This window comes from Leifsonia sp. 22587 (assembly GCF_052044215.1).
Lineage (GTDB): Bacteria > Actinomycetota > Actinomycetes > Actinomycetales > Microbacteriaceae > Leifsonia > Leifsonia shinshuensis_C.
In genome coordinates, this window is record NZ_JBQENB010000001.1 from 1,399,645 (window position 1) to 1,421,391 (window position 21,747).

Sequence of the window (21,747 nt, forward strand, 5' to 3'; positions counted from 1 at the left end):
CGCGCCGGCGCGCGCCACCGGGAGCGCGTGCTGCGCGCCATCGACCTCACCCGGGCGACCGGCACGGCGTTCCAGCGCGTCCGTTCGCCCCGGCTGTCGCCGGGCGCGCTGGTGTACGTCCTGGCGACGTTCCTCGACGACCAGCCCGCGACGCTGGCCCTCACCTGGCGCGCGGCCGGGCACCGGGTGATCGCGGTGGATGTGCTCCCGGCGCGCGATCCGGGCGACCTGGCCCCGCGCGACGTGCTGGCGCTGCGGACCATCGAGCTCGAGCGCCGGCTGCGGCTCGACCAGCTGCAGGGCGGAGGCGTCGAACTGCTGCGCTGGCAGGACCCGGCGGCGCGCGAGGCGGCCCTCCGCGCGCTGACCGCGGGACGGAGACGCCGATGAGCGCGGCGCGCGACCACGACGCCCTCTCGGGCACCGTCCCCGGCTGGTCGCTGCGCGCGCTCTTCGCGGCGATCGGGCTGGTGCTCGTCTTCGTCGGGGTTCCGGACGGCCCGTGGACCGCTATCGCCGCCCTCCTGATCGGCGTCGCGGTATGGCGGCCGCGCTGGCTGACGGCGTGGGTGGTCATCGGGGTGCTGATGCTGTCCGCCCTGGTGGAGCCCGGGACGTTCACCCCGCGGCTTCTCGGGCTCATCGCGGGCGTGCACGCGCTGCACCTCGTCGCCGCCTGGATGCTCACCGTCCCGGCCGCCGCCCGGCTGCAGCCCGCCGTGCTGCTGCCGTCGCTGAAACGGTTCGTCCTCGTCCAGCTCCCGGTGCAGGCGGCGGCCGTTCTGCTCCTGCTGCCGGGCGCCCGAGCGTCCGTCCCCGCTCTGGCGATCCTCTCCGGGATCGCGCTGGCCGGACTGGTCGGCATGTTCGTCCCGCCGCTGCTCCGGCGGCCGCGGCGGACGGACCAGCGATGAATGTCGGAGGTCGCGCTTAGACTCCGGCGTGCGGGAGAGCCGCATCCCGGGCAGGATAGAATCGAACAGACGTTCGACGGCTCGGGCGTGGTGCGCGGTGGGCGAACAGCCCCCGGAATCCCAGCATGGATGGCGGAGAATAGAGCGAGTGAGCAGCGGGCGAGTGAACAGCGAACGAGTCGGGGACGACCGCACCAGGGGCGAGGTGGGATCGATTAGCAGAGTGACGACGGGCTCGCACCTCAGCGTGCGCGGAGCACGGGTGCACAACCTCCACAACGTCGACCTGGAGATCCCGCGCGACTCCATGGTCGTCTTCACCGGCCTCTCGGGGTCGGGCAAGTCGTCGCTGGCGTTCGACACGATCTTCGCGGAGGGGCAGCGCCGCTACGTGGAGTCGCTGTCCGCCTACGCGCGGCAGTTCCTCGGCCAGGTCGACCGGCCGGACGTCGACTTCATCGAGGGCCTGAGCCCTGCGGTGTCGATCGACCAGAAGTCGACGAACCGCAACCCCCGTTCGACAGTCGGGACGATCACCGAGATCTACGACTACATGCGTCTGCTCTGGGCGCGCATCGGCGTGCCGCACTGTCCGATCTGCGGTGAGCGCATCCAGCGCCAGACCGTGCAGCAGATCGCGGACCAGCTCATGGAGCTCGAGCCCGGCACGCGCTACATGGTCGTCAGCCCCGTCGTGTCGCAGAAGAAGGGCGAGTTCGTCGACCTCTTCAAGGAGCTCGCCGCGAGCGGCTACTCGCGTGCGCTGGTCGACGGCGAGCAAATTCAGCTCTCCGACCCGCCGACGCTGAAGAAGCAGTACAAGCACGACATCTCGGTCGTGGTCGACCGCCTCGTGGCCGGCCCCGACATCCTGGGCCGCCTCACCGACTCGCTCGAGACGGCGCTCCGCCTCACGGACGGTCTCGTGCAGGTCAACTACGTCGACCGTGAGGGCTCGGCCGCGTGGCAGAACTTCAGCGAGAAGCTGTCGTGCCCGAACGGCCACCCCATCCAGCTCACCGAGATCGAGCCGCGGACGTTCTCCTTCAACGCGCCGTTCGGCGCCTGCCCGGAGTGCTCCGGTCTCGGAACCCGCATGTCGGTCGATGACGAGCTGCTGCTCGGCGACGACGAGCTCAGCATCGCCGAGGGCGTCATCGTCCCGTGGACCACGCAGGGCAAGGGCCTCTTCAACTACTACGAGAAGCTGCTCGACGGTCTCGCCCGCGACCTGAAGTTCTCGCTCAAGACGCCGTGGAAGAAGCTCCCGGAGAATGTCCGCGACGCGGTGCTGCACGGCGACAACTTCGAGGTCAAGGTGCGGTGGAAGAACCGCTACGGCCGCGAGATGTCGTACACCTCCGGCTTCGAGGGCGTCGTGCCCTACATCGAGCGCCAGTACCTGCAGGCCGAGACCGACACGCAGCGCGCCCGCTGGGCCGAGTACCTGCGCGAGGTTCCGTGTCCCGTGTGCGGCGGCAAGCGACTCAAGCCCGAGGTGCTCGCGGTCCTAGTGCACGGCAAGAGCATCGCGGACGCGTCCCTGCTCAGCCTGAGCGACGCGCGCTCGTTCATGGAGAAGCTGCACCTGACCGAGCGCGAGCAGAAGATCGGCGCGCAGGTGCTGCGCGAGATCAAGATCCGCCTCGACTTCCTCATCCAGGTGGGCCTGAGCTACCTCGACCTGGCACGCGCCGCGGGGACCCTCTCCGGCGGAGAGGCCCAGCGCATCCGCCTGGCCACGCAGATCGGCTCCGGCCTGACGGGCGTGCTCTACGTGCTCGACGAGCCGAGCATCGGCCTGCACCAGCGCGACAACCGACGCCTCATCGACACGCTGGTCGCCCTGCGCGACCTGGGCAACACCCTGATCGTGGTCGAGCACGACGAGGACACCATCCGGACCGCCGACTGGATCGTCGACATCGGCCCGGGCGCCGGCGTGAACGGCGGCCACGTCGTCCACTCCGGCTCGTACGACGACCTGCTCAAGAACACCGAATCGCTCACCGGCGACTACCTCGCAGGCCGCCGCGAGATCGCGATCCCGGCGAAGCGCCGCAAGATCGACAAGAAGCGGGTGATCCGGGTCGTGGATGCGGAGGCCAACAACCTGAAGAAGGTGACGGTCGACTTCCCGCTCGGCGCGTTCGTGGCGGTCACCGGCGTCTCCGGATCCGGCAAGTCCTCGCTGGTCAACGACATCCTGTACCGGGTGATGGCCAACAAGCTCAACGGCGCCAGGAAGGTGCCGGGCAAGCACCGCTCGGTGACCGGCCTCGAGAACCTCGACAAGGTCGTGCACGTCGACCAGGCGCCGATCGGCCGCACCCCGCGGTCCAACCCGGCGACCTACACGGGCGTCTTCGACCGCATCCGGACGCTGTTCGCGGAGACGCCGGAGGCGAAGACCCGCGGCTACCTGCCCGGCCGGTTCAGCTTCAACGTCAAGGGCGGCCGCTGCGAGGCCTGCTCGGGCGACGGCACGATCAAGATCGAGATGAACTTCCTGCCCGACGTCTACGTCGCGTGCGAGGTGTGCGGGGGAGCGCGGTACAACCGCGACACGCTCTCCGTGCACTACAAGGGCAAGAACATCGCCGAGGTGCTCGACATGCCGATCAGCGAGGCCGCCGAGTTCTTCAAGCCGATCTCGGCCATCCACCGCTACCTGCAGACTCTCGTCGACGTCGGGCTCGGCTACGTCCGACTCGGGCAGAGTGCGACCACGCTCTCCGGCGGCGAGGCGCAGCGCGTCAAGCTCGCGACCGAGCTGCAGCGCCGCTCCAACGGCCGCAGCGTGTACGTACTCGACGAGCCGACCACGGGTCTGCACTTCGAAGACGTGCGGAAGCTCCTGCTGGTGCTGAACGGCCTGCTCGACAAGGGCAACACCGTCATCGTCATCGAGCACAACCTCGACGTGATCAAGTCGGCCGACTGGATCATCGACATGGGTCCCGAGGGCGGCGCGGGCGGCGGAGAGGTCATCGCGACCGGCACGCCGGAGCAGGTGGCCGAGGCGCCGGGCAGCCACACGGGCTTCTTCCTCAAGGAGATCCTGCAGGGCGAGTCGGCCCGGGGCGCCGCGTAGCACCGTGGCCGACACCGTCAGCTACCGGCCGAAGGCCGGCGAGATCCCGACCCAGCCGGGGGTGTACCGGTTCCGCGACAAGAACCGGCGCGTGCTCTACGTGGGCAAGGCGAAGAACCTGCGCGCGCGGCTGAGCAACTACTTCCAGCCGCTCCGCAGCCTCCACGAGCGCACGCGCCGCATGGTCACCACGGCGTCCAGCGTCGAGTGGACGGTCGTCGGCACCGAGTACGAGGCGCTCCAGCTCGAGTACACGTGGATCAAGGAGTTCAACCCGCCCTTCAACGTCAAGTTCCGCGACGACAAGACGTACCCGTACCTCGCCGTCACCCTCGGCGACCGTGTCCCGCGCGTGATGATCACCCGCAACCGCAACATCAAGGATGCGCGCTACTTCGGGCCGTACACGAAGGTCTGGGCCATCCGCGAGACGGTCGACCTGATGCTCAAGGCGTTCCCGATGCGCAGCTGCTCGGACGGCGTCTACCGCCGCGCCGAGCTGACGGGCCGGCCGTGCCTGCTCGGCGACATCGGCAAGTGCGCCGCGCCGTGCGTCGGCCGCATCACGCCGGAGGACCACAAGTCCCTCGCCATCGACTTCGCCTCCTTCATGGCGGGCAACGACAGCGGCTACCTGCGCGACCTGACCGACAAGATGAAGCAGGCCGCCAGCACGATGGACTATGAGGCCGCCGCCCGGCACCGTGACGCCATCCAGGCGCTGGAGGGCGTGCTCGGCAAGAGCGCGGTCGTGCTCACCGAGAGCGTGGACGCGGACGTGTTCGGCATCGCCCACGACGAGCTGGCCGCGGCGGTCACCCAGTTCATCGTCCGCGGCGGCCGCGTGCGCGGTGTTCGCAGCTGGGTGGTCGACAAGGAGCTCGACGTCGGGCTGGGCGAGCTTGTCGAGACGGTCGTGCAGAACGCCTACGACGGGCCGGATGCGCCGCCGCGCGAGATCCTCGTTCCGGAGCTGCCGGAGGACACGGCCGAGCTGGAGCAGTGGCTCACCCAGCGCCGCCGCGAGACGCCCGATCCGTCGGCGCCCCGCGGCCGGCTGACCGGCCGCGTCGAGCTGCGCACCGCGCAGCGCGGCGAGAAGGCGGCCCTCGCGCAGACGGTCGAGATGAACGCGAAGAACGCGCTCGTGCTCTACAAGACCCGGCGCAGCTCCGACTTCGTCGCGCGCTCGCAAGCGCTCAACGACATCCAGGACGCCCTCGGCATGGCCGACGCCCCGCTCCGGATGGAGTGCTACGACGTCTCCCATCTCAGCGGCACGAACATCGTCGCCTCGATGGTGGTGTTCGAGGACGGGCTGCCGCGGAAGGACCAGTACCGGCGCTTCAGCATCCCCGAGTCGACCGACGACACCGAGTCGATCTACCAGGTGATATCGCGCCGTCTGGCCTACCTCAAGGAGACGCCGGCACCTGCGGACCCGGCTGCCGACGCGCTCGACGAGGAGACCGCGCTCGACGCCGAGGGCGCGGCCGGAGCCGACGAGGTGGTGGATGCCGCCGAGCGGCGCCGGCGCAAGTTCTCGTATCCGCCGAACCTGCTGATCGTCGACGGCGGCCAGCCGCAGGTCGCGGCGGCCAAGCGCGCGCTCGACGAGTCGGGCGTGACGGGCATCCAGCTGGCCGGCATCGCGAAGCGGCTGGAGGAGATCTGGCTGCCCGACTCCGACTTCCCGGTCATCCTGCCGCGCAACAGCGACGCCCTGTTCCTCATCCAGCGCCTCCGCGACGAGGCGCACCGCTTCGCGATCACCTACCAGCGGGCGCGCCGCAAGCGCGACATCGGGACGGTTCTGGGGGAGATCCCCGGGCTCGGCCCGTCGCGGGTGAAGGAGCTGCTGAAGCATTTCGGCTCGGTCGCCCAGCTCCGGAAGGCGACGCCCGAGCAGATCGCGGAGGTGCGCGGCGTGGGGCCACGGCTCGCCGCGGCCGTCTACGAGCGGCTGACGGATACGGCGCGCAGCGACGACCAGGCGGCGGAGGCGCAGCCGGAAGGCGGGCGGGAGGCCGGCGTCAGTCGCTAGGCTGGGTGCACACAGGAGCAGCGGAGGAGACCGGTCGATGGCCACCGACGGCGACACAGTCGCAAGCGCCGAGCAGCAGGAAGTGCTCATCGTCACCGGGATGTCGGGCGCCGGGCGCTCGACCGTCGCGAACGCCCTGGAGGACCTCGACTGGTACGTCGTCGACAACCTCCCGCCGCAGATGTTGCGCCCGCTGATCGAACTCGCCAACCGTGCGGAGTCCGGGCTTCCGCGCATCGCGGCGGTGGTCGACGTGCGCGGCCGCAACTTCTTCGTCGACCTGCGCGAGATGATCCAGAGCCTGCGCGAGGGCACCAAGGTGCGCGTCCTGTTCCTCGAGGCGTCCGACGCCGTGCTGGTGCGCCGCTTCGAGCAGGTGCGCCGCCCGCATCCGCTGCAGGGCGACGGCACGATTCTCGACGGCATCTCGGCCGAGCGCACGCGGCTCCGCGAGATCCGCGAGGCGAGCGACATCATCGTCGACACCTCCGACCTCAACATCCACCAGCTGGCGACGAACATCACGGACACCTTCGCCGCGGAGGACGCGGCCGGCGTGCAGGTGACCGTGATGAGCTTCGGGTTCAAGTACGGTCTGCCCGCCGACGCCGACCTCGTCGCCGACGCCCGGTTCCTCCCGAACCCGTTCTGGAACGCCGAACTGCGGCCGCACACCGGCCTCGAGGAGGTCGTCCGCGACTACGTCCTCACCCGCGACGGCGCCGAGGAGTTCATCTCCGGCTACGTCTCGGCGCTGCGCCCGATCATGGCGGGCTACCAGCGTGAGAACAAACGGCACGCGATGATCGCGATAGGCTGCACTGGCGGAAAACACCGGTCCGTCGCGATTGCGGAAGAGCTCGCGGCACGGTTGCGCAGTTTCCCCGGTCTCGCGGTGAACACCAAACACCGAGACCTCGGCCGTGAATGATCCCGGCCCATCCATCCACGGCACCACCCCCGCCTTGAGACAGTAAGGAATCCGATTGGCTCTCACCTCCGACGTCAAGGACGAGCTCACGAAGGTCGAGGTCAGCAAGACCACGGTCCGCGCTGCAGAACTGGCCACCATCCTCCGGTTCTCGGGCGGACTGCACCTGATCGGCGGGCGCATCGCGGTGGAGAGCGAGCTGGACACGCCCGAGCTCGCCCGCCGGGTGCGCAAAGACCTCGCGGAGCTCTACGGGGTCCGCAGCGAGGTGTCCGTGATCTCCGCGTCCGGGGTGCGCCGCACCAGCCAATACCTGGTGCGCGTGCTCGACGGCGGCGAGACGCTCGCGCGCCAGACGGGCCTGCTGGATGCGCGCCGCCGGCCGATCCGCGGCCTCCCGAACCGCCTGACCACGGGCTCCCGCGACGAGCTCGCCGCCGTCTGGCGCGGCGCGTTCCTCGCGAACGGCTCGCTGACCGATCCCGGCCGCTCCGCCGCGCTCGAGGTGACCTGCCCGGGCAACGAGGCCGCGATGGCGCTCGTCGGCGCGGCCGGCCGCCTCGGTATCGCCGCGAAGGCCCGCGAGGTGCGCGGCGTGCACCGTGTGGTCATCCGCGACGGCGAGGCGATCAGCGCGATGCTCGTCGCCATGGGCGCCGCGCAGACGGTCGCGAACTGGGAGGAGCTGCGGCAGCGCCGCGAGGTCCGCGCCAACGCGAACCGGCTCGTGAACTTCGACGACGCCAACCTGCGCCGCTCCGCGCAGGCCGCCGTCGCCGCCTGCGCCCGCGTCGAGCGCGCGCTCGAGATCCTCGGCCCGGAGGTGCCCGAGCACCTGCGTTACGCGGGCGAGCTGCGCCTCGCGCACCGCGACGCCAGCCTCGACGAGCTCGGCCACCACGCCGACCCGCCGATGACCAAGGACGCGGTCGCCGGCCGCATCCGCCGCCTGCTGGCCATGGCCGACAAGCGGGCGAGCGACCTGGGCATCCCCGGCACCGAAGCGAGCCTCCCGGCCGATCTCGACGAGGTGTAACTTCGGGAGGGGACTTGGGGCCGCAGGAAGCATCCGCGGGCCGCTCGGGTTGCTGTAAACGACTCGACGAGTCGCTCGAATCACAACAACAGTGGAGATGAGTAATGGCTGACTACACGCTGCCGGACCTTCCGTACGACTACTCGGCCCTCGAGCCGAACATCAGCGGCCGGATCATGGAGCTGCACCACGACAAGCACCACAAGACCTACGTGGACGGCGCCAACACCGCGCTGGCGAAGCTCGCGGAAGCCCGCGACGCCGACGACCTGACCTACGTCAACAAGCTCGAGAAGGACCTGGCGTTCAACCTCGCCGGCCACGTCAACCACACCGTGTTCTGGAACAACCTCTCCCCGGACGGCGGCGACAAGCCGGTCGGCGAGCTGGCGGCCGCGATCGACGAGTTCTTCGGCTCGTTCGACAAGTTCCGCGCCCACTTCACGGCGTCGGCGCTCGGCATCCAGGGCTCCGGATGGTCGATCCTCGCCTGGGACTCGCTGGGCCAGAAGCTCATCATCGAGCAGCTGTACGACCACCAGGGCAACCTCGCAGCGGCTACCGTCCCGCTGCTCATGCTCGACATGTGGGAGCACGCCTTCTACCTGGACTACGTCAACGTGAAGGCCGACTACGTCAAGGCGTTCTGGAACATCACCAACTGGTCCGACGTCAACGACCGCTTCCTCCGGGCGCGCGAGAAGACCGCGGGTCTGCTGCTACTGTCGTAATCAGGCCGGCGTCCCGGGAGGATGCCTCCCGGGACGCCGTCGTCCGCAACAACCACCCACCACAGTGCGCCGTGCGGCGCCCATCGAGTAACTGGAGACATCTGTGTCCGTAAAGATCGGAATCAACGGGTTCGGTCGCATTGGTCGGAACTACCTGCGCGCGGCCCTCGCCAAGGGCAGCGACCTCGAGGTCGTCGCTGTGAACGACCTCACCGACAACAAGACGCTGGCGCACCTGCTGAAGTACGACTCCATCACGGGCCGGCTGGACGCCACCGTGGAGCTCGACGGCGACAACATCGTCGTCAACGGCAACCCGATCAAGGTCCTCGCGGAGCGCGACCCCGCCAACCTCGGCTGGGGCGACCTGGGCGTCGACATCGTGATCGAGTCGACCGGCCGCTTCACGAAGGCCGACGACGCGCGCAAGCACATCGAGGCCGGCGCCAAGAAGGTCATCATCTCGGCCCCCGCCACCGGCGAGGACGCCACCTTCGTCATGGGCGTCAACGAGCACCTGTACGACCCGGCGTCGCACAACATCATCTCCAACGCCTCCTGCACCACGAACTGCCTCGCGCCGCTCGCCAAGGTCTTCAACGACGAGTTCGGCATCGAGCGCGGCCTCATGACCACGGTCCACGCGTACACCGCCGACCAGAACCTGCAGGACGGCCCGCACTCCGACCTGCGCCGCGCCCGCGCCGCCGCGATCAACATCGTCCCGACCTCCACGGGCGCCGCGAAGGCCATCGGCCTGGTGCTCCCGGAGCTGAAGGGCAAGCTCGACGGCTTCGCGCTCCGCGTTCCGGTCCCCACCGGCTCCATCACCGACCTCACCGTCACGGCCTCGCGCCCGGTCACGGTCGACGAGGTGAAGGCCGCCTACAAGAAGGCCGCCGAGGGTCCGCTCAAGGGCATCCTGAAGTACACCGAGGACGAGATCGTCTCCAGCGACATCGTCTCCGACCCGCACTCCTCGATCTTCGACTCGGGTCTGCTGCGCGTCATCGGCGACCAGGTCAAGCTGTCGAGCTGGTACGACAACGAGTGGGGCTACTCCAACCGTCTCGTCGACCTCACCGAGTACGTGGCCGAGCGCCTCTAAGCACAGGGAACCGACGTGACGCTCCGCACACTCGACGCACTCGGTTCGCTCGCCGGCAAGCGCGTCATCGTCCGCTGTGATCTGAACGTGCCCCTCGAGGGCTCGAAGATCACGGACGATGGCCGTGTGCGAGCGTCGATTCCCACCCTCAACGCCCTGATCAACCAGGGCGCGAAGGTGATCGTCATCTCCCACCTGGGCCGCCCCGACGGCGCGCCCGACGCGAAGTACAGCCTGGCGCCGGTGGCCCAGCGGCTCTCCGAGCTGCTGGGTCAGCCGGTGACCTTCGCCCAGGACACGGTCGGCGGCGGCGCGCAGTCGGCCGTCGACGGGCTGAAGGACGGCGACGTCGCCCTGCTCGAGAACCTCCGGTTCAACCCGGGGGAGACCGCGAAGGACGAGGGCGAGCGCCGTGCCTTCGCCGAGAAGCTGGCCGCTTTCGGCGACGCCTTCGTCTCGGACGGTTTCGGTGTCGTGCACCGCAAGCAGGCGAGCGTCTACGAGCTCGCCCAGCTGCTGCCGAGCGCCGCGGGGACGCTGATCCAGGCCGAGCTCGAGGTGCTCGACCGGCTGACAGAGAACCCGGAGCGTCCGTACGCGGTCGTGCTCGGCGGCTCGAAGGTCTCCGACAAGCTCGGCGTCATCGGCCACCTGCTGCCGAAGGTGAACTCGCTGCTCATCGGCGGCGGGATGCTGTTCACCTTCCTCGCGGCCAAGGGCCTCAAGGTCGGCTCCAGCCTCCTCGAGGCCGACCAGATCGACACCGTGAAGGGCTACCTGGCGAAGGCCGAGGAGCTCGGCGTCGACCTGGTGCTCCCGCGCGACGTCGTCGTGGCCTCGAAGTTCGGCGCCGACGCGGAGCACGTGGTGCGCCCGGTCGACGCGATCGAGGACACCGACTGGGGCGAGAAGGGCCTCGGGCTCGACATCGGCCCGGAGACGGCGGAGCTGTTCTCCGAGTACGTGCGCGGCGCCAAGACGGTGTTCTGGAACGGCCCGATGGGCGTGTTCGAGCTCGCGCCGTTCGCAGCGGGTACCAAGGCGGTCGCCCAGGCCCTCACCGAGGTCGACGGCCTGAGCGTCGTCGGCGGCGGCGACTCGGCCGCGGCCGTGCGTGCGCTCGGCTTCCGCGACGACCAGTTCGGTCACATCTCGACGGGCGGAGGCGCGAGCCTCGAGTTCCTCGAGGGCAAGCGACTCCCCGGACTGGAGGTCCTCGGATGGCAGCAGTGAGCCCCACAGTGCGGCGCGTCCCGCTCATCGCCGGCAACTGGAAGATGAACCTGGACCACCTCCAGGCGATCGCCTTCGTGCAGAAGCTGGCGTGGACGCTGAAGGACGCGAACCACGACTTCTCCGCGGTGGAGGTGGCGGTCTTCCCGCCGTTCACCGACCTGCGCAGCGTGCAGACGCTGATCTCTGCGGACAAGCTGCCGCTCGCCTTCGGCGGGCAGGACGTCTCGGAGCACGAGTCCGGCGCGTACACCGGCGAGATCTCGGCCGCCTTCCTCGAGGCGCTCGAGACGCGCTACGTGATCATCGGCCACTCCGAGCGGCGCACGCTGCACGGCGAGACCGACGAGCAGGTGGCCGGCAAGGTGGCGGCCGCGGTGAAGCACAACATCGCGCCGATCATCTGCGTGGGCGAGACGGCGGAGGACCTCGAGGTGCACGGCGCGAGCGCCGTCCCCGTGGCCCAGCTCCGTGCCGCACTCGCCCGGGTGGACTCCGCGGCCGACATCGTCGTGGCGTACGAGCCGGTCTGGGCCATCGGCTCCGGCCAGGCCGCCACGCCCGAGCAGGCGGAGCAGGTCGCCGCGGCGCTGCGCGGCGTGATCGCCGAGGTGCTCGGCCAGGACGTCGCGGCCAAGACGCGCATCCTGTACGGCGGATCCGTGAAGTCCGGCAACATCGCGGGCTTCATGCGCGAGCCGAACGTCGACGGCGCACTGGTGGGCGGCGCCAGCCTCGACGTGAACGAGTTCGCGGCCATCGTCCGGTATCAGAAGCACGTCGGTCTCTGACCGGCGCCTCAGGTTATACTGAACGTTGGCTTTCCCCGGGCCCGGCCCGGTCGCTTCCCGAAAGGTTCCCCGTGCTCATTCTCCAGGTCGTCCTGCAGGTGCTGCTGGGCATCACCAGCCTGCTGCTGACGCTGCTCATCCTCCTGCACAAGGGTCGCGGTGGCGGTCTGTCCGACATGTTCGGCGGTGGCGTCACGTCCAACCTCGGTGCGTCCGGCGTCGCCGAGCGCAACCTCAACAGGATCACCGTCATCCTCGGGCTCATCTGGATCACCTGCATCGTCGTGCTGGGCCTGATCACCAAGTTCAGCGCGTAAGCGCGTCACTGTAGAAGGAGAACAGCATGGCTTCCGGAGGCAGTGCAATCCGCGGCTCGCGCGTCGGCGCGGGTCCCATGGGCGAGCAGGACCGCGGTTTCCACGCGGACCGCATCGCCGTGTCCTACTGGGACGCGCTCGGCAACGAGACCGTCCGGTACTTCGCGGCGAACCTGCCCGAAGAGGAGATCCCCGACGTCATCGACTCGCCGTCGACCGGTCTGCCGGCCGGGCGCGACAAGGAGAACCCGCCGTCGGTGGCGAAGACCGAGCCGTACAAGACGCACCTCGCGTACGTGAAGGAGCGCCGCAGCGAGGAGGAGGCCGAGCAGCTGCTCGAAGACGCCCTCAACCAGCTGCGCGCCCGCCGGGGTCGCCCCACCAGCAACTGAGCGTTCGCGCCCGAAGGCCGTCCACCGCGTGGTGGGCGGCCTTCGTCGTTGCCCCCGCCCCCGTCTGCACGATTTGTGCCAAATCGTGGTTATCGCGCCCCCATAACCACGATTTGGCACAAATCTCCGAGCGCGGGGGCGGCTACACTGCGAGTCAAGCAGGAGGTGGGGGATGCGCGGAGCACGGGACGACCGGGCGGACACGCCGCGCGCCCTCGGCCACGAGGTCGGCAGGCTGAGCCTGCTGGCGCTGCTGGAGGAGGCCGTCACGGCCGCCGAGAAGGCCGACGTGCTCCTCGCCCGCTGCGACGACATCGACGTGACGACGGCGGCGGATGCGCGGCTCGCGCTACGGCTGCGCGTCGCGTTCGCCGATCTGCAGCGCTGGGCGGACGACCTCGAGCTCGACGGCAGGGAAGCCGAGCTCCGGGACGAGGCGGCCCGGCTCTGCGCGTTCTACCTGCACCTGCTGACGCACGCATTCGACCGACGTATCGCCTCGGCCGGCCACGACCGCCGCACCATCCGCAGCCGCGGACCGCTGACCGGCGCGCCCTGCGCGCGGCTCGCGCTCCTGCGCGACCGCCTCCGCTCCCTCAGCGCCGACTGACCAACCCCGGATACGCGACTGCGGCCGTCCGTCACGTCTGCTGCGCGGCGCGCAGGCGCAGACGTGACGAACGACCGCAGTCAGTCCCCGCAGGGACGGGGTCAGTAGCTCGGCGCGATGAGGTTCTCGGGCACGTCGACCGCCGCTTCCTTGTCCACGAAGAACACGGTGCGCTTGCGGCCCTTGGCGCCCGCGACCGGCACCTCGGTGTAGCTGGCGCCGGCGAGGGCGAGGCCGAGGGCGCTCGCCTTGTCGCTGCCCGCCAGCACGAGCCAGATGCGGTCGGAGGAGTTGATCACCGGGCGGGTGAGGCTGAGCCGCTCGGGCGGAGGCTTCGGCGAGTTGCGTTCGGCGATCACCGACAGCTTCTCCTCGCGGATGCCCGCACGGTCCGGGAACAGCGACGCGATGTGGCCGTCCGGGCCGACGCCGAGGAACGTGATGTCGAACTTCGGCACCGGCCAGCCCTCGGCTCCGAACGCCTCGAGCTCGGCCGCGTACACGCGGGCGGCCTCGTCGATGTCCGGAATCTCGTCCGACGACGGGAAGGGGTGCACGTTCTCCGGCGGCACCGCGATGTGGTCCAGCAGGGCCTCGCGGGCCTGGCGCTCGTTCCGGTCGGGGCTGTCCCGCGGCACGAACCGCTCGTCACCCCACCAGAAGTGCACCTTCGACCAGTCGATGGTGTCGCGGGCGGGGGAGGCGTTGACCGCCTCCAGCACCGCGATGCCCATCGTGCCGCCGGTCAGCGCGATGTTCGCGCGGCCGAGGTCGTCGAGGATGTCGATCGTCTTGGTGAGGAAACGCGCGGCCACCGATGCGGTCAGCGCCTCCTTGTCCGGGTGGACGAGCACCCGCCGTTCGTTCGTCATGCCCTGGCGCCTGCTCCTTCGTCGGAGGTCTCCAGCAGTGCGAGACCCTTCGTGATCACCTCGCCGTAGAGGTCGTCCGGGTCCAGCCTACGCAGTTCCTCCGCCAGGCAGTCGCGCAGACTGCGGCGTGGCAGGGAGAGGTCGTGCGACGGCTGGCCCGGCTGCGACAGGCGGGCGACGTTCGGGATCTCGCGCTCCAGCTCGATGACGCCGCTGGCGCGCTCCATCTTGACGCCGTGGATGCCGCCGGAGCCGATCGCGCGCGACGCGAGGTCGTACTGCACCGGCACCTGCAGCTGCAGGCGCAGCCACGCGGCGAGCAGGAGGGTCGACGGGGAGTCGGCTGCGCCGGCCACGTCGACGCCCGTGATGGGCTCGTACGGCGGCTGGTCGAGCACCGCGGCGAGCTGGGCGCGCCACAGCGTGAGCCGCGTCCACGCGAAGTCCGTGTCGCCCGGGGCGTAGGTCTCGCCGAGGTGGAACAGGAACTCCTGCGGGTTCGGCTGCGCCGACGCGTCGGTGATCCGCCGGGTCGCGATGCGGCCGAGCGGCGAGGTGGAGGCCTTCTCCGGCGCGATGCCGGGCCACCAGACCACGACGGGCGCGTCGGGGAGCAGCAGGCCGGTGACCAGCCCCTCCTCGTCGCTCGCCGTCTCACCGTAGGCGCGCAGCACGATGACCTCGCTGGCGCCCGCGTCTCCGCCCACGCGGATCTGCGCGTCGAGGCGCGCGTCGCTCGCCTTGTGGTCGCGGTGCTCCTCGGTCGACACCACGATGACGCGCATCGGGTGCTCGCGGGAGGCGTCGTTGGCGGCCTCGATGGCCTCCTCCTCCTGCCCGAGGTGGGTGGCGATGATCAGGGTCAGGACCCGGCCGAGGGCGACCGCGCCGCCCTCCTCACGGATCTTGACCAGCGCCTTCGAGATGTTGCTGACGCTCGTCGCGGGAAGATCGACGATCATGGACGCCTCCAAACGCGGCCGTCACGGGCGAGGAGCTCGTCGGCCGACTTCGGGCCCCAGGTTCCGGGGCGGTACTGCTCGGGCTGGCCCTGCGTGGCCCAGAAGTCCTCGATCGGGTCGAGGATCTTCCAGGACAGCTCGACCTCCTCGTGCCGGGGGAACAGCGGCGGGTCGCCGAGCAGCACATCCAGGATGAGCCGCTCGTACGCCTCGGGGCTGGCCTCGGTGAAGGCGTGGCCGTAGCCGAAGTCCATGCTGACGTCGCGCACCTGCATGCCGGCGCCGGGGACCTTCGAGCCGAAGCGGATAGTCACACCCTCGTCCGGCTGCACGCGGATGACGAGCGCGTTCTGGCCGAGCGCGCTGGTCTGCGACTCCGCGAAGAGCTGCTGCGGGGCGCGCTTGAACACGACCGCGATCTCGGTGACGCGACGGCCCAGGCGCTTGCCCGCACGCAGGTAGAACGGCACGCCGGCCCAGCGGCGGGTCCCGATCTCCAGCTTGATGGCCGCGTAGGTCTCCGTGGTGGAGTGGGGGTTCATCCCGTCCTCCTCCAGGAAGCCGACGACCTTCTCGCCGCCCTGCCAGCCGCTGCCGTACTGGCCGCGGGCGGTCGAGGTCGCCAGGTCCTTCGGCAGCCGCACGGCGGCGAGCACCTTCTCCTTCTCGGCGCGGAGGTCCGCGGCGTTGAACGAGATGGGCTCCTCCATCGCGGTGAGCGCGAGGAGCTGCAGCAGGTGGTTCTGGATGACGTCGCGCGCCGCACCGATGCCGTCGTAGTACCCGGCCCGGCCGCCCACGCCGATGTCCTCGGCCATGGTGATCTGCACGTGGTCGACGTAGTTGGCGTTCCAGATCGGCTCGTACAGCTCGTTCGCGAAGCGCAGCGCCAGGATGTTCTGGACCGTCTCCTTGCCGAGGTAGTGGTCGATGCGGAACACCGAGTCCGGCGGGAACACCGTCTCGACGACCGCGTTCAGCTCGCGCGCCGACTGCAGGTCGTGCCCGAACGGCTTCTCGATCACGACCCGCCGCCAGCCCTCTCCGGACTGGTCGGCGAGCCCCGAGCGCTTCAGCTGCTCGGTGACGATCGGGAAGGCCTTCGGCGGGATGGACAGGTAGAACGCGTGGTTGCCCATGGTGCCGCGCTCCACGTCCAGCTGCTCGACGGTCTCCTTGAGGCGCTGGAACGCCTCGTCGTCGTCGAACTCTCCCGGGACGAACCGGATGCCCTGCGCCAGCTGCTGCCACACGTCGTCGTCGAACGGCGTGCGTGCGTACTGCTTGACCGCGTCGTAGACGACCTTCTCGAAGTCCTGGTCCTCCCAGTCGCGCCGGGCGAAGCCGACGAGGGAGAACCCGGGCGGCAGCAGGCCGCGGTTCGCGAGGTCGTACACCGCGGGCATCAGCTTCTTGCGGGACAGGTCGCCCGTCACGCCGAAGATGATGAGGCTGCTGGGCCCCGCGATGCGGTTGAGGCGGCGGTCGGAGGGCAACCGCAGCGGGTTGAACTCCGGGGTGATCTCCACCGGTGACAAGTGTTGGTCTCCTTTATCGATGGCTCAGTTGACGGCCTCGAACAGCGAGACGACATCCGCCTCGGGGTTCGTGAGCGTCAGAGTCAGCACCGGGCGCCCGTGCTCGCCGAGGACGCTCGCGTCGCCGGCGGCCTGAGCCTGGATGAGCTGCCCGAAGGTGAAGGGACGGCCCGGGATCTCGAGGTCCTCGGACGGCGTCGCCGTGATCTGCAGGAACACGCCGACCGCCGGTCCGCCCTTGTGGAACTGACCCGTGGAGTGCAGGAAGCGCGGGCCCCAGCCGAACGTGACCGGGCGTCCCGCCTTCGCCGCCAGCAGGTCGCGGATGCCCGCGAGCTGGGGGAGTGCGAGACGGTCGACGTAGGCCTGCACCGCGACGTAGCCGTCCGGTCCGAGCTGTGCGAGCAGCGCGTCCACGGCGGCGTCGAGGGTGCTCGCGTCGCCGAGGAAGGACCCGGTGGTGCGCACCTCGATGCCGCCGGCGGTGAACGCGGGGGAGACGGGCTCCGGCCGGTTGTCGAGCAGCGAGCGGGCGGCCACCTTGGCGGCCTCCACGTCCGGCTGGTCGAACGGGTTGATGCCGAGCAGGCGTCCGGCGACGGCCACCGCGTACTCCCACACGAGGAGCTGCGCGCCCAGGCTGCCCGAGACGAGGATCTCGCCCTCGTGGCGGTCGGCCGGGAACAGGTGGTGCGCCTCCGCGTTCGCGACGAGGCGGACGACCTGCAGGTCGGCCGGCTTCGACTCGAGCTCGGGGGCGAGCTTGTCGAGCACGACCGGCAGCAGGCCGGTGCCCTCCTTGCCGGTGGACTCGGCGATCAGCTGCTCGGCCCAGTCGGCGAACCCGACGATGTGGGTGCCGTCCGCGACGATGCCCAGCTTGTCCTTGAGCGGGTTGGTGCCGGCGATCGCGGCGCCCAGCACGAGGCCCGGGTTCTGCTCGTTGTCGACGGCGAGCTCGATGGACGTGGCGTCGGCCTCGTCGAGCAGCTCCTGGATGTCCACGCCGGCGAGACCGGACGGCACCAGGCCGAACGCGGTCAGCGCCGAGTAGCGGCCGCCGACGTTCGGGTCGGCGTTGAACACGCGGTAGCCGGCCTCACGGGCGGACTGGTCGAGCGGGGAACCGGGGTCGGTGACGACGACGATGCGCTCGCGCGGGTCGATGCCCGCATCCTGGAACCACTTCTCGTAGACGCGCTTCTGGCTGTCCGTCTCGAGGGTGGAGCCCGACTTGGACGAGATGACGACCGCGGTGGCCTCCAGCCGGTCGCGCAGCGCGGAGAGCACCTGGCCCGGGTCGGTCGAGTCGAGCACGGTGAGCTCGGCCTCGGCCGTCCGGGTGATGACCTCCGGCGCGAGCGAGGAGCCGCCCATGCCGCCGAGGACGATGTGGTTCACGCCCTTCGCGTGCAGCTCGTCGCGCAGCGCGACGATCTCCGGAACCAGCGGGCGCGAGATGGAGACCGCCTCGGTCCAGCCGAGGCGCTTGCTCGCCTCGGGCTCGGCGGCCGGGCCCCAGAGGGCCGGGTCCTGGGCGGTGATGCCGGACGCCACCTTGTCGGCGACGAGCTGCGGCACCACGGTGCGGACGGCCTCGGCCGCCGCACCGGTGACGTGGATGCGGAACGTCACTTGGCCGCTCCCTCGAGGGCGTTCTTCACGGTCTCGACGAGCTCGCCCCACGAGACGACGAACTTCTCGACACCCTCGCGCTCGAGGGTCTCGGTGACGTCGTCGTAGCTGATGCCGAGATCGGCGAGCTTGTTGAGCACGTCGTTCGACTCGGCGTAGGTGCCGGTGACGGTGTCGCCGGTGATGTTGCCGTGGTCGAAGGTCGCGTCGAGCGTCTTCTCCGGCATCGTGTTGACGACGTTCGGGGCGACGAGCGCCTCGACGTACAGCGTGTCGGGGAGGCTCGGGTCCTTGACGCCGGTGGAGGCCCACAGCGGGCGCTGCTCGTTGGCGCCGGCCTCGACCAGGCGCTTGGCGCGCTCGGTCGCGAACTCCTTCTCGTACACCTCGTAGGCGAGGCGGGCGTTGGCGATGCCGGCCTTGCTCTTGAGGCCCTCGGCCTCGTCGGTGCCGATCGCGGTGAGGCGCTTGTCCACCTCGGTGTCGACGCGCGAGACGAAGAACGAGGCGACCGAGTGGATGCCGGACAGGTCGATGCCCGCCTCCTGGGCCTTCTCGAGACCCGTGAGGTAGGCGTTGATGACATCGCGGTAGCGCTCGAGGCTGAAGATCAGGGTCACGTTGACGCTGATGCCCGCGGCGATGGTCTCGGTGATGGCCTCGAGGCCCTCGACCGTTGCCGGGATCTTGATCATCACGTTCTGCTTCTGGATCTTGTCCGAGAGCTTCTTGGCGGCGGCGATGGTCGCCTGGGTGTCGTGCGCGAGCCCCGGGGCGACCTCGATCGACACGCGGCCGTCGACGCCGTTGGAGCGCTCGAAGACCTCGTGGAAGATGTCGCTGGCGTTCGCGACGTCGTCGGTGGTGATCTCGAAGATCGCGTCGTCGACGTCCACGCCGGCGGCCGCCAGCTGGCGGACCTGCTCGTCGTAGGACTCGCCCTTGGAGAGGGCGGCGGCGAAGATCGTCGGGTTGGTGGTCACGCCGACCACGTTCTTCTCGGCGATCAGCTTCTGCAGGCCGCCGCTGTTGATGCGCTCGCGCGACAGGTCGTCCAGCCAGATGCTGACGCCCGCGGCGGACAGCGCCGCCGTGGGGGACTGGGTGGTGGAGGTGGTGTCGGTCATCTTCTTCTTCTCTTCTCTTCTGCCCGCGCTCAGAGCGACGCGAGCGATTCCTTCGCGGCGGACACGGCGTGCTCGGTGGTCATGCCGAACTCGCGGAACAGCGTCTTGTAGTCGGCCGAGGCACCGAAGTGCTCGATCGAGACGCTGCGTCCGTGGTCGCCGACGATCTTGTCCCAGGCGAGGGCCAGGCCGGCCTCGATGGAGACGCGGGCCTTGATCGCGGCGGGGAGCACCTTCTCCTGGTACTCGGCGGGCTGCTCGGCGAACCACTCGAGGCTCGGGGCCGAGACGACGCGGGCGTTGATGCCCTCGCCGCGCAGCTCCTCGCGGGCCTCGAGGGCGATCTGCACCTCGGAGCCGGTGGCGATGAAGATCACGTCCGGCGTGCCGCCCGGCGCCTCCGCCAGGATGTACGCGCCCTTGGCGACGTTCTTGGCCGAGGCCAGGGTGTCGCCCTCGGCGTCGCCCTCGCCGCGCTCGAACACCGGGATGTTCTGGCGGGTCAGCGCGATGCCGGCCGGGCCGTTACGACGCTCCAGGATGGTCTTCCAGGCCCAGGCGACCTCGTTGGCGTCGCCGGGGCGGACCACCGTGAAGTTGGGGATGGCGCGGAGCGTCGAGAGCTGCTCGATCGGCTGGTGCGTGGGGCCGTCCTCGCCGAGCGCCACGGAGTCGTGCGTCCAGACGAAGATCGACGGGATGTTCATCAGCGCGGACAGGCGGAGGGACGGCCGCTGGTAGTCGCTGAAGATCAGGAACGTGCCGCCGAACGGACGCGTCGGGCCGTGCAGCACGATGCCGTTCAGGATGGCCGCCATGGCGTGCTCGCGGATGCCGAAGTGCAGCACGCGCCCGTACGGGTTGCCGGTCCACTCGTGGGTGGAGCGGTCCGACGGGACGAAGGACGCGGCGCTCTCGATGGTCGTGTTGTTCGACTCCGCGAGGTCGGCCGAGCCGCCCCACAGCTCCGGCATGACCGGGGCGATCGCGTTGAGCACCTTGCCGCTCGCGGCGCGGGTGGAGACGTCCTTGCCCGGCTCGAACACGGGGAGCGCGCTCTCCAGCTCCTCCGGGGCGGCGCCGCTCAGCAGGCGGTCGAGCAGCTGCTTGCGCTCGGGGTTCGCCTCGGCCCAGGCGTCGAAGCCCTTCTGCCACTCGGCGCGCTCCTCGGCGCCGCGCTGGATCGCCTTGCGCGTGTGCTCGATGACCTCGTCGGCCACCTCGAAGGTCTGCTCGGGGTCGAAGCCGAGCACCTCCTTGACGGCGCGCAGCTCGTCGGCGCCCAGGGCGGAGCCGTGGATCTTGCCGGTGTTCTGCTTCTTGGGGGACGGCCAGCCGATGATGGTCTTGAGGATGATCAGCGACGGCTTGTCGGTGACGGCCTTCGCGTTCTCGATCGCCTGGTAGAGCTCCTCGACGTCCTCCTGGTAGACGCCGGTCTTCTTCCAGTCGACGACCTGCACGTCCCAGTGGTACGCCTCGTAGCGAGCCTTGACGTCCTCCGTGAAGGCGATGTCGGTGTCGTCCTCGATCGAGATCTGGTTGCTGTCGTAGATCGCGATCAGGTTGCCGAGCTCCTGGTGGCCGGCGAGCGACGAGGCCTCGGAGCTGACGCCCTCCTCCAGGTCGCCGTCGGACGCGATCACGTAGACGTGGTGGTCGAACGGGCTGGTGCCGGGGGCGGCGTCCGGATCGAACAGGCCGCGCTCGAAGCGCTGGGCATAAGCGAAACCGACGGCGGAGGAGATGCCCTGACCGAGAGGTCCGGTGGTGATCTCCACGCCGTCGGTGTGTCCGTACTCGGGGTGGCCGGGGGTGAGGGAGCCCCACGTGCGCAGCTTCTTGAGGTCGTCGAGCTCGAGGCCGTAGCCGCCCAGATAGAGCTGGATGTACTGGGTCAGGGACGAGTGGCCCGCCGAGAGGATGAAGCGGTCGCGACCGAGCCAGTGCTGGTCGCGCGGGTCGCGGCGCATCACCTTCTGGAAGAGCAGGTAGGCCGCGGGGGCGAGGCTCATGGCGGTGCCGGGATGCCCGTTGCCCACCTTCTCCACCGCGTCGGCCGCGAGGACGCGAGCCGTGTCTACTGCCTTGTTGTCAATGGGATCCCACTGCAGTGCTGCCACGTGAAAACTGACCCTTCGTAGATGTGGTGAGGGTCGTCGTGGAACCCGCACCGGTTGAGGTAGTGCGCGCCGTGGACGTCATCGGCGCCGGGCTGCCCGTATCCGTCACGGTCCTACAAAAAGGGCCTGTGGGAAAGGGGTCCGGCTGGCGAGCATCTCCAAGTATAGGTAACACGCACGAAACGTGGGGTGTTCCCCCAGCCGGTTGTGCCAAGGGCGTACAGGGGGTAGCCCGGGATGCGCGACCTCTACGTGCCGTAGACTTGCCGAGGGCCGTCGCGCCCATCCG

18 protein-coding genes and 1 pseudogene are annotated in these 21,747 nt (G+C 69.8%); 13 read left to right on the top strand and 6 right to left on the bottom strand.

The features are described from left to right. The 13 genes and pseudogenes from ACTJI1_RS06760 to ACTJI1_RS06820 form a co-directional block, all read left to right on the top strand. A pseudogene (locus ACTJI1_RS06760) lies at window positions 1–390 on the top strand (DUF58 domain-containing protein); the annotation flags it as partial. Beyond that, entirely contained in the window at window positions 387–914 is a 528-nt protein-coding gene (locus ACTJI1_RS06765) for a hypothetical protein (RefSeq protein ID WP_440742007.1), read from the top strand. The pseudogene ACTJI1_RS06760 and the gene ACTJI1_RS06765, both read left to right, overlap by 4 nt. Before the next feature lie 223 nt (window positions 915–1,137). Continuing rightward, complete coding sequence (uvrA, locus tag ACTJI1_RS06770) at window positions 1,138–4,008, top strand: excinuclease ABC subunit UvrA (protein WP_440742008.1); 2,871 nt, start codon at window positions 1,138–1,140, stop codon at window positions 4,006–4,008. A 4-nt stretch (window positions 4,009–4,012) separates the two neighbouring features. Next, window positions 4,013–6,052 (top strand): excinuclease ABC subunit UvrC, encoded by a 2,040-nt coding sequence (gene uvrC, locus ACTJI1_RS06775; RefSeq protein ID WP_310129492.1) that lies wholly within the window; start codon window positions 4,013–4,015, stop codon window positions 6,050–6,052. Window positions 6,053–6,089: 37 nt separating this feature from the next. After that, window positions 6,090–6,983, top strand: coding sequence for an RNase adapter RapZ (gene rapZ, locus ACTJI1_RS06780; RefSeq protein ID WP_310129490.1), 894 nt, complete (start codon window positions 6,090–6,092; stop codon window positions 6,981–6,983). 55 nt (window positions 6,984–7,038) lie between these two features. Beyond that, window positions 7,039–8,019, top strand: a complete 981-nt coding sequence (gene whiA / locus ACTJI1_RS06785) for a DNA-binding protein WhiA (RefSeq protein ID WP_310129487.1) — start codon at window positions 7,039–7,041, stop codon at window positions 8,017–8,019. Between the two features lie 104 nt (window positions 8,020–8,123). Further along, the gene (locus ACTJI1_RS06790) at window positions 8,124–8,750 is read left to right on the top strand and encodes a superoxide dismutase (RefSeq protein ID WP_121261116.1); all 627 of its coding nucleotides are present in this window, start codon (window positions 8,124–8,126) and stop codon (window positions 8,748–8,750) included. A gap of 103 nt (window positions 8,751–8,853) precedes the next feature. After that, on the top strand, window positions 8,854–9,858 hold the full coding sequence (gene gap, locus ACTJI1_RS06795) for a type I glyceraldehyde-3-phosphate dehydrogenase (protein ID WP_309859882.1): 1,005 nt from the start codon (window positions 8,854–8,856) through the stop codon (window positions 9,856–9,858). Between the two features lie 15 nt (window positions 9,859–9,873). Then, window positions 9,874–11,091 carry a phosphoglycerate kinase gene (locus ACTJI1_RS06800; RefSeq protein ID WP_440742009.1) on the top strand — a complete coding sequence of 406 codons (1,218 nt, stop codon included), beginning with the start codon at window positions 9,874–9,876 and terminating at the stop codon, window positions 11,089–11,091. Further along, complete coding sequence (gene tpiA, locus ACTJI1_RS06805) at window positions 11,079–11,882, top strand: triose-phosphate isomerase (protein ID WP_440742010.1); 804 nt, start codon at window positions 11,079–11,081, stop codon at window positions 11,880–11,882. Before ACTJI1_RS06800 ends, tpiA begins: the two co-directional genes overlap by 13 nt. Window positions 11,883–11,953: 71 nt before the next feature. After that, window positions 11,954–12,199: a preprotein translocase subunit SecG gene (gene secG / locus ACTJI1_RS06810; RefSeq protein ID WP_018191139.1), complete on the top strand. Its 246-nt coding sequence runs from the start codon at window positions 11,954–11,956 to the stop codon at window positions 12,197–12,199. A 26-nt stretch (window positions 12,200–12,225) separates the two neighbouring features. Further along, window positions 12,226–12,591 carry an RNA polymerase-binding protein RbpA gene (locus ACTJI1_RS06815; protein WP_310129478.1) on the top strand — a complete coding sequence of 122 codons (366 nt, stop codon included), beginning with the start codon at window positions 12,226–12,228 and terminating at the stop codon, window positions 12,589–12,591. Between the two features lie 172 nt (window positions 12,592–12,763). Then, window positions 12,764–13,201, top strand: a complete 438-nt coding sequence (locus ACTJI1_RS06820; protein WP_440742011.1) for a hypothetical protein — start codon at window positions 12,764–12,766, stop codon at window positions 13,199–13,201. Between the two features lie 101 nt (window positions 13,202–13,302). Here the strand turns inward: ACTJI1_RS06820 and pgl are convergent, their stop codons facing one another. The 6 genes from pgl to tkt are packed head-to-tail and all read right to left on the bottom strand — an operon-like array spanning window position 13,303 to window position 21,458. Beyond that, window positions 13,303–14,073, bottom strand: coding sequence for a 6-phosphogluconolactonase (gene pgl / locus ACTJI1_RS06825; protein ID WP_310129475.1), 771 nt, complete (start codon window positions 14,071–14,073; stop codon window positions 13,303–13,305). After that, window positions 14,070–15,035, bottom strand: coding sequence for a glucose-6-phosphate dehydrogenase assembly protein OpcA (locus ACTJI1_RS06830; protein WP_310129474.1), 966 nt, complete (start codon window positions 15,033–15,035; stop codon window positions 14,070–14,072). Before ACTJI1_RS06830 ends, pgl begins: the two co-directional genes overlap by 4 nt. Next, a complete protein-coding gene (zwf, locus tag ACTJI1_RS06835; protein WP_310129472.1) occupies window positions 15,032–16,573 on the bottom strand; it encodes a glucose-6-phosphate dehydrogenase in 1,542 nt (513 codons plus the stop codon). The genes ACTJI1_RS06830 and zwf overlap by 4 nt, the downstream gene beginning before the upstream one ends. A gap of 24 nt (window positions 16,574–16,597) precedes the next feature. Beyond that, window positions 16,598–18,208, bottom strand: a complete 1,611-nt coding sequence (locus ACTJI1_RS06840; RefSeq protein WP_440742012.1) for a glucose-6-phosphate isomerase — start codon at window positions 18,206–18,208, stop codon at window positions 16,598–16,600. Further along, on the bottom strand, window positions 18,205–19,335 hold the full coding sequence (gene tal / locus ACTJI1_RS06845) for a transaldolase (RefSeq protein ID WP_440742013.1): 1,131 nt from the start codon (window positions 19,333–19,335) through the stop codon (window positions 18,205–18,207). Before tal ends, ACTJI1_RS06840 begins: the two co-directional genes overlap by 4 nt. Before the next feature lie 29 nt (window positions 19,336–19,364). After that, window positions 19,365–21,458 (bottom strand): transketolase, encoded by a 2,094-nt coding sequence (gene tkt / locus ACTJI1_RS06850; protein ID WP_440742014.1) that lies wholly within the window; start codon window positions 21,456–21,458, stop codon window positions 19,365–19,367. Window positions 21,459–21,747 lie beyond the last annotated feature (289 nt).

What these genes read in the sequence shown, in the direction of transcription:
- ACTJI1_RS06815 (WP_310129478.1), top strand. Translation starts at nt 12,226, where the DNA reads ATGGCTTCCGGAGGCAGTGCAATCCGCGGCTCGCGCGTCGGCGCGGGT.
- tal (WP_440742013.1), bottom strand. Translation starts at nt 19,335, where the DNA reads ATGACCGACACCACCTCCACCACCCAGTCCCCCACGGCGGCGCTGTCC.
- ACTJI1_RS06765 (WP_440742007.1), top strand. Translation starts at nt 387, where the DNA reads ATGAGCGCGGCGCGCGACCACGACGCCCTCTCGGGCACCGTCCCCGGC.
- tpiA (WP_440742010.1), top strand. Translation starts at nt 11,079, where the DNA reads ATGGCAGCAGTGAGCCCCACAGTGCGGCGCGTCCCGCTCATCGCCGGC.
- ACTJI1_RS06820 (WP_440742011.1), top strand. Translation starts at nt 12,764, where the DNA reads ATGCGCGGAGCACGGGACGACCGGGCGGACACGCCGCGCGCCCTCGGC.
- rapZ (WP_310129490.1), top strand. Translation starts at nt 6,090, where the DNA reads ATGGCCACCGACGGCGACACAGTCGCAAGCGCCGAGCAGCAGGAAGTG.
- ACTJI1_RS06790 (WP_121261116.1), top strand. Translation starts at nt 8,124, where the DNA reads ATGGCTGACTACACGCTGCCGGACCTTCCGTACGACTACTCGGCCCTC.
- pgl (WP_310129475.1), bottom strand. Translation starts at nt 14,073, where the DNA reads ATGACGAACGAACGGCGGGTGCTCGTCCACCCGGACAAGGAGGCGCTG.
- ACTJI1_RS06830 (WP_310129474.1), bottom strand. Translation starts at nt 15,035, where the DNA reads ATGATCGTCGATCTTCCCGCGACGAGCGTCAGCAACATCTCGAAGGCG.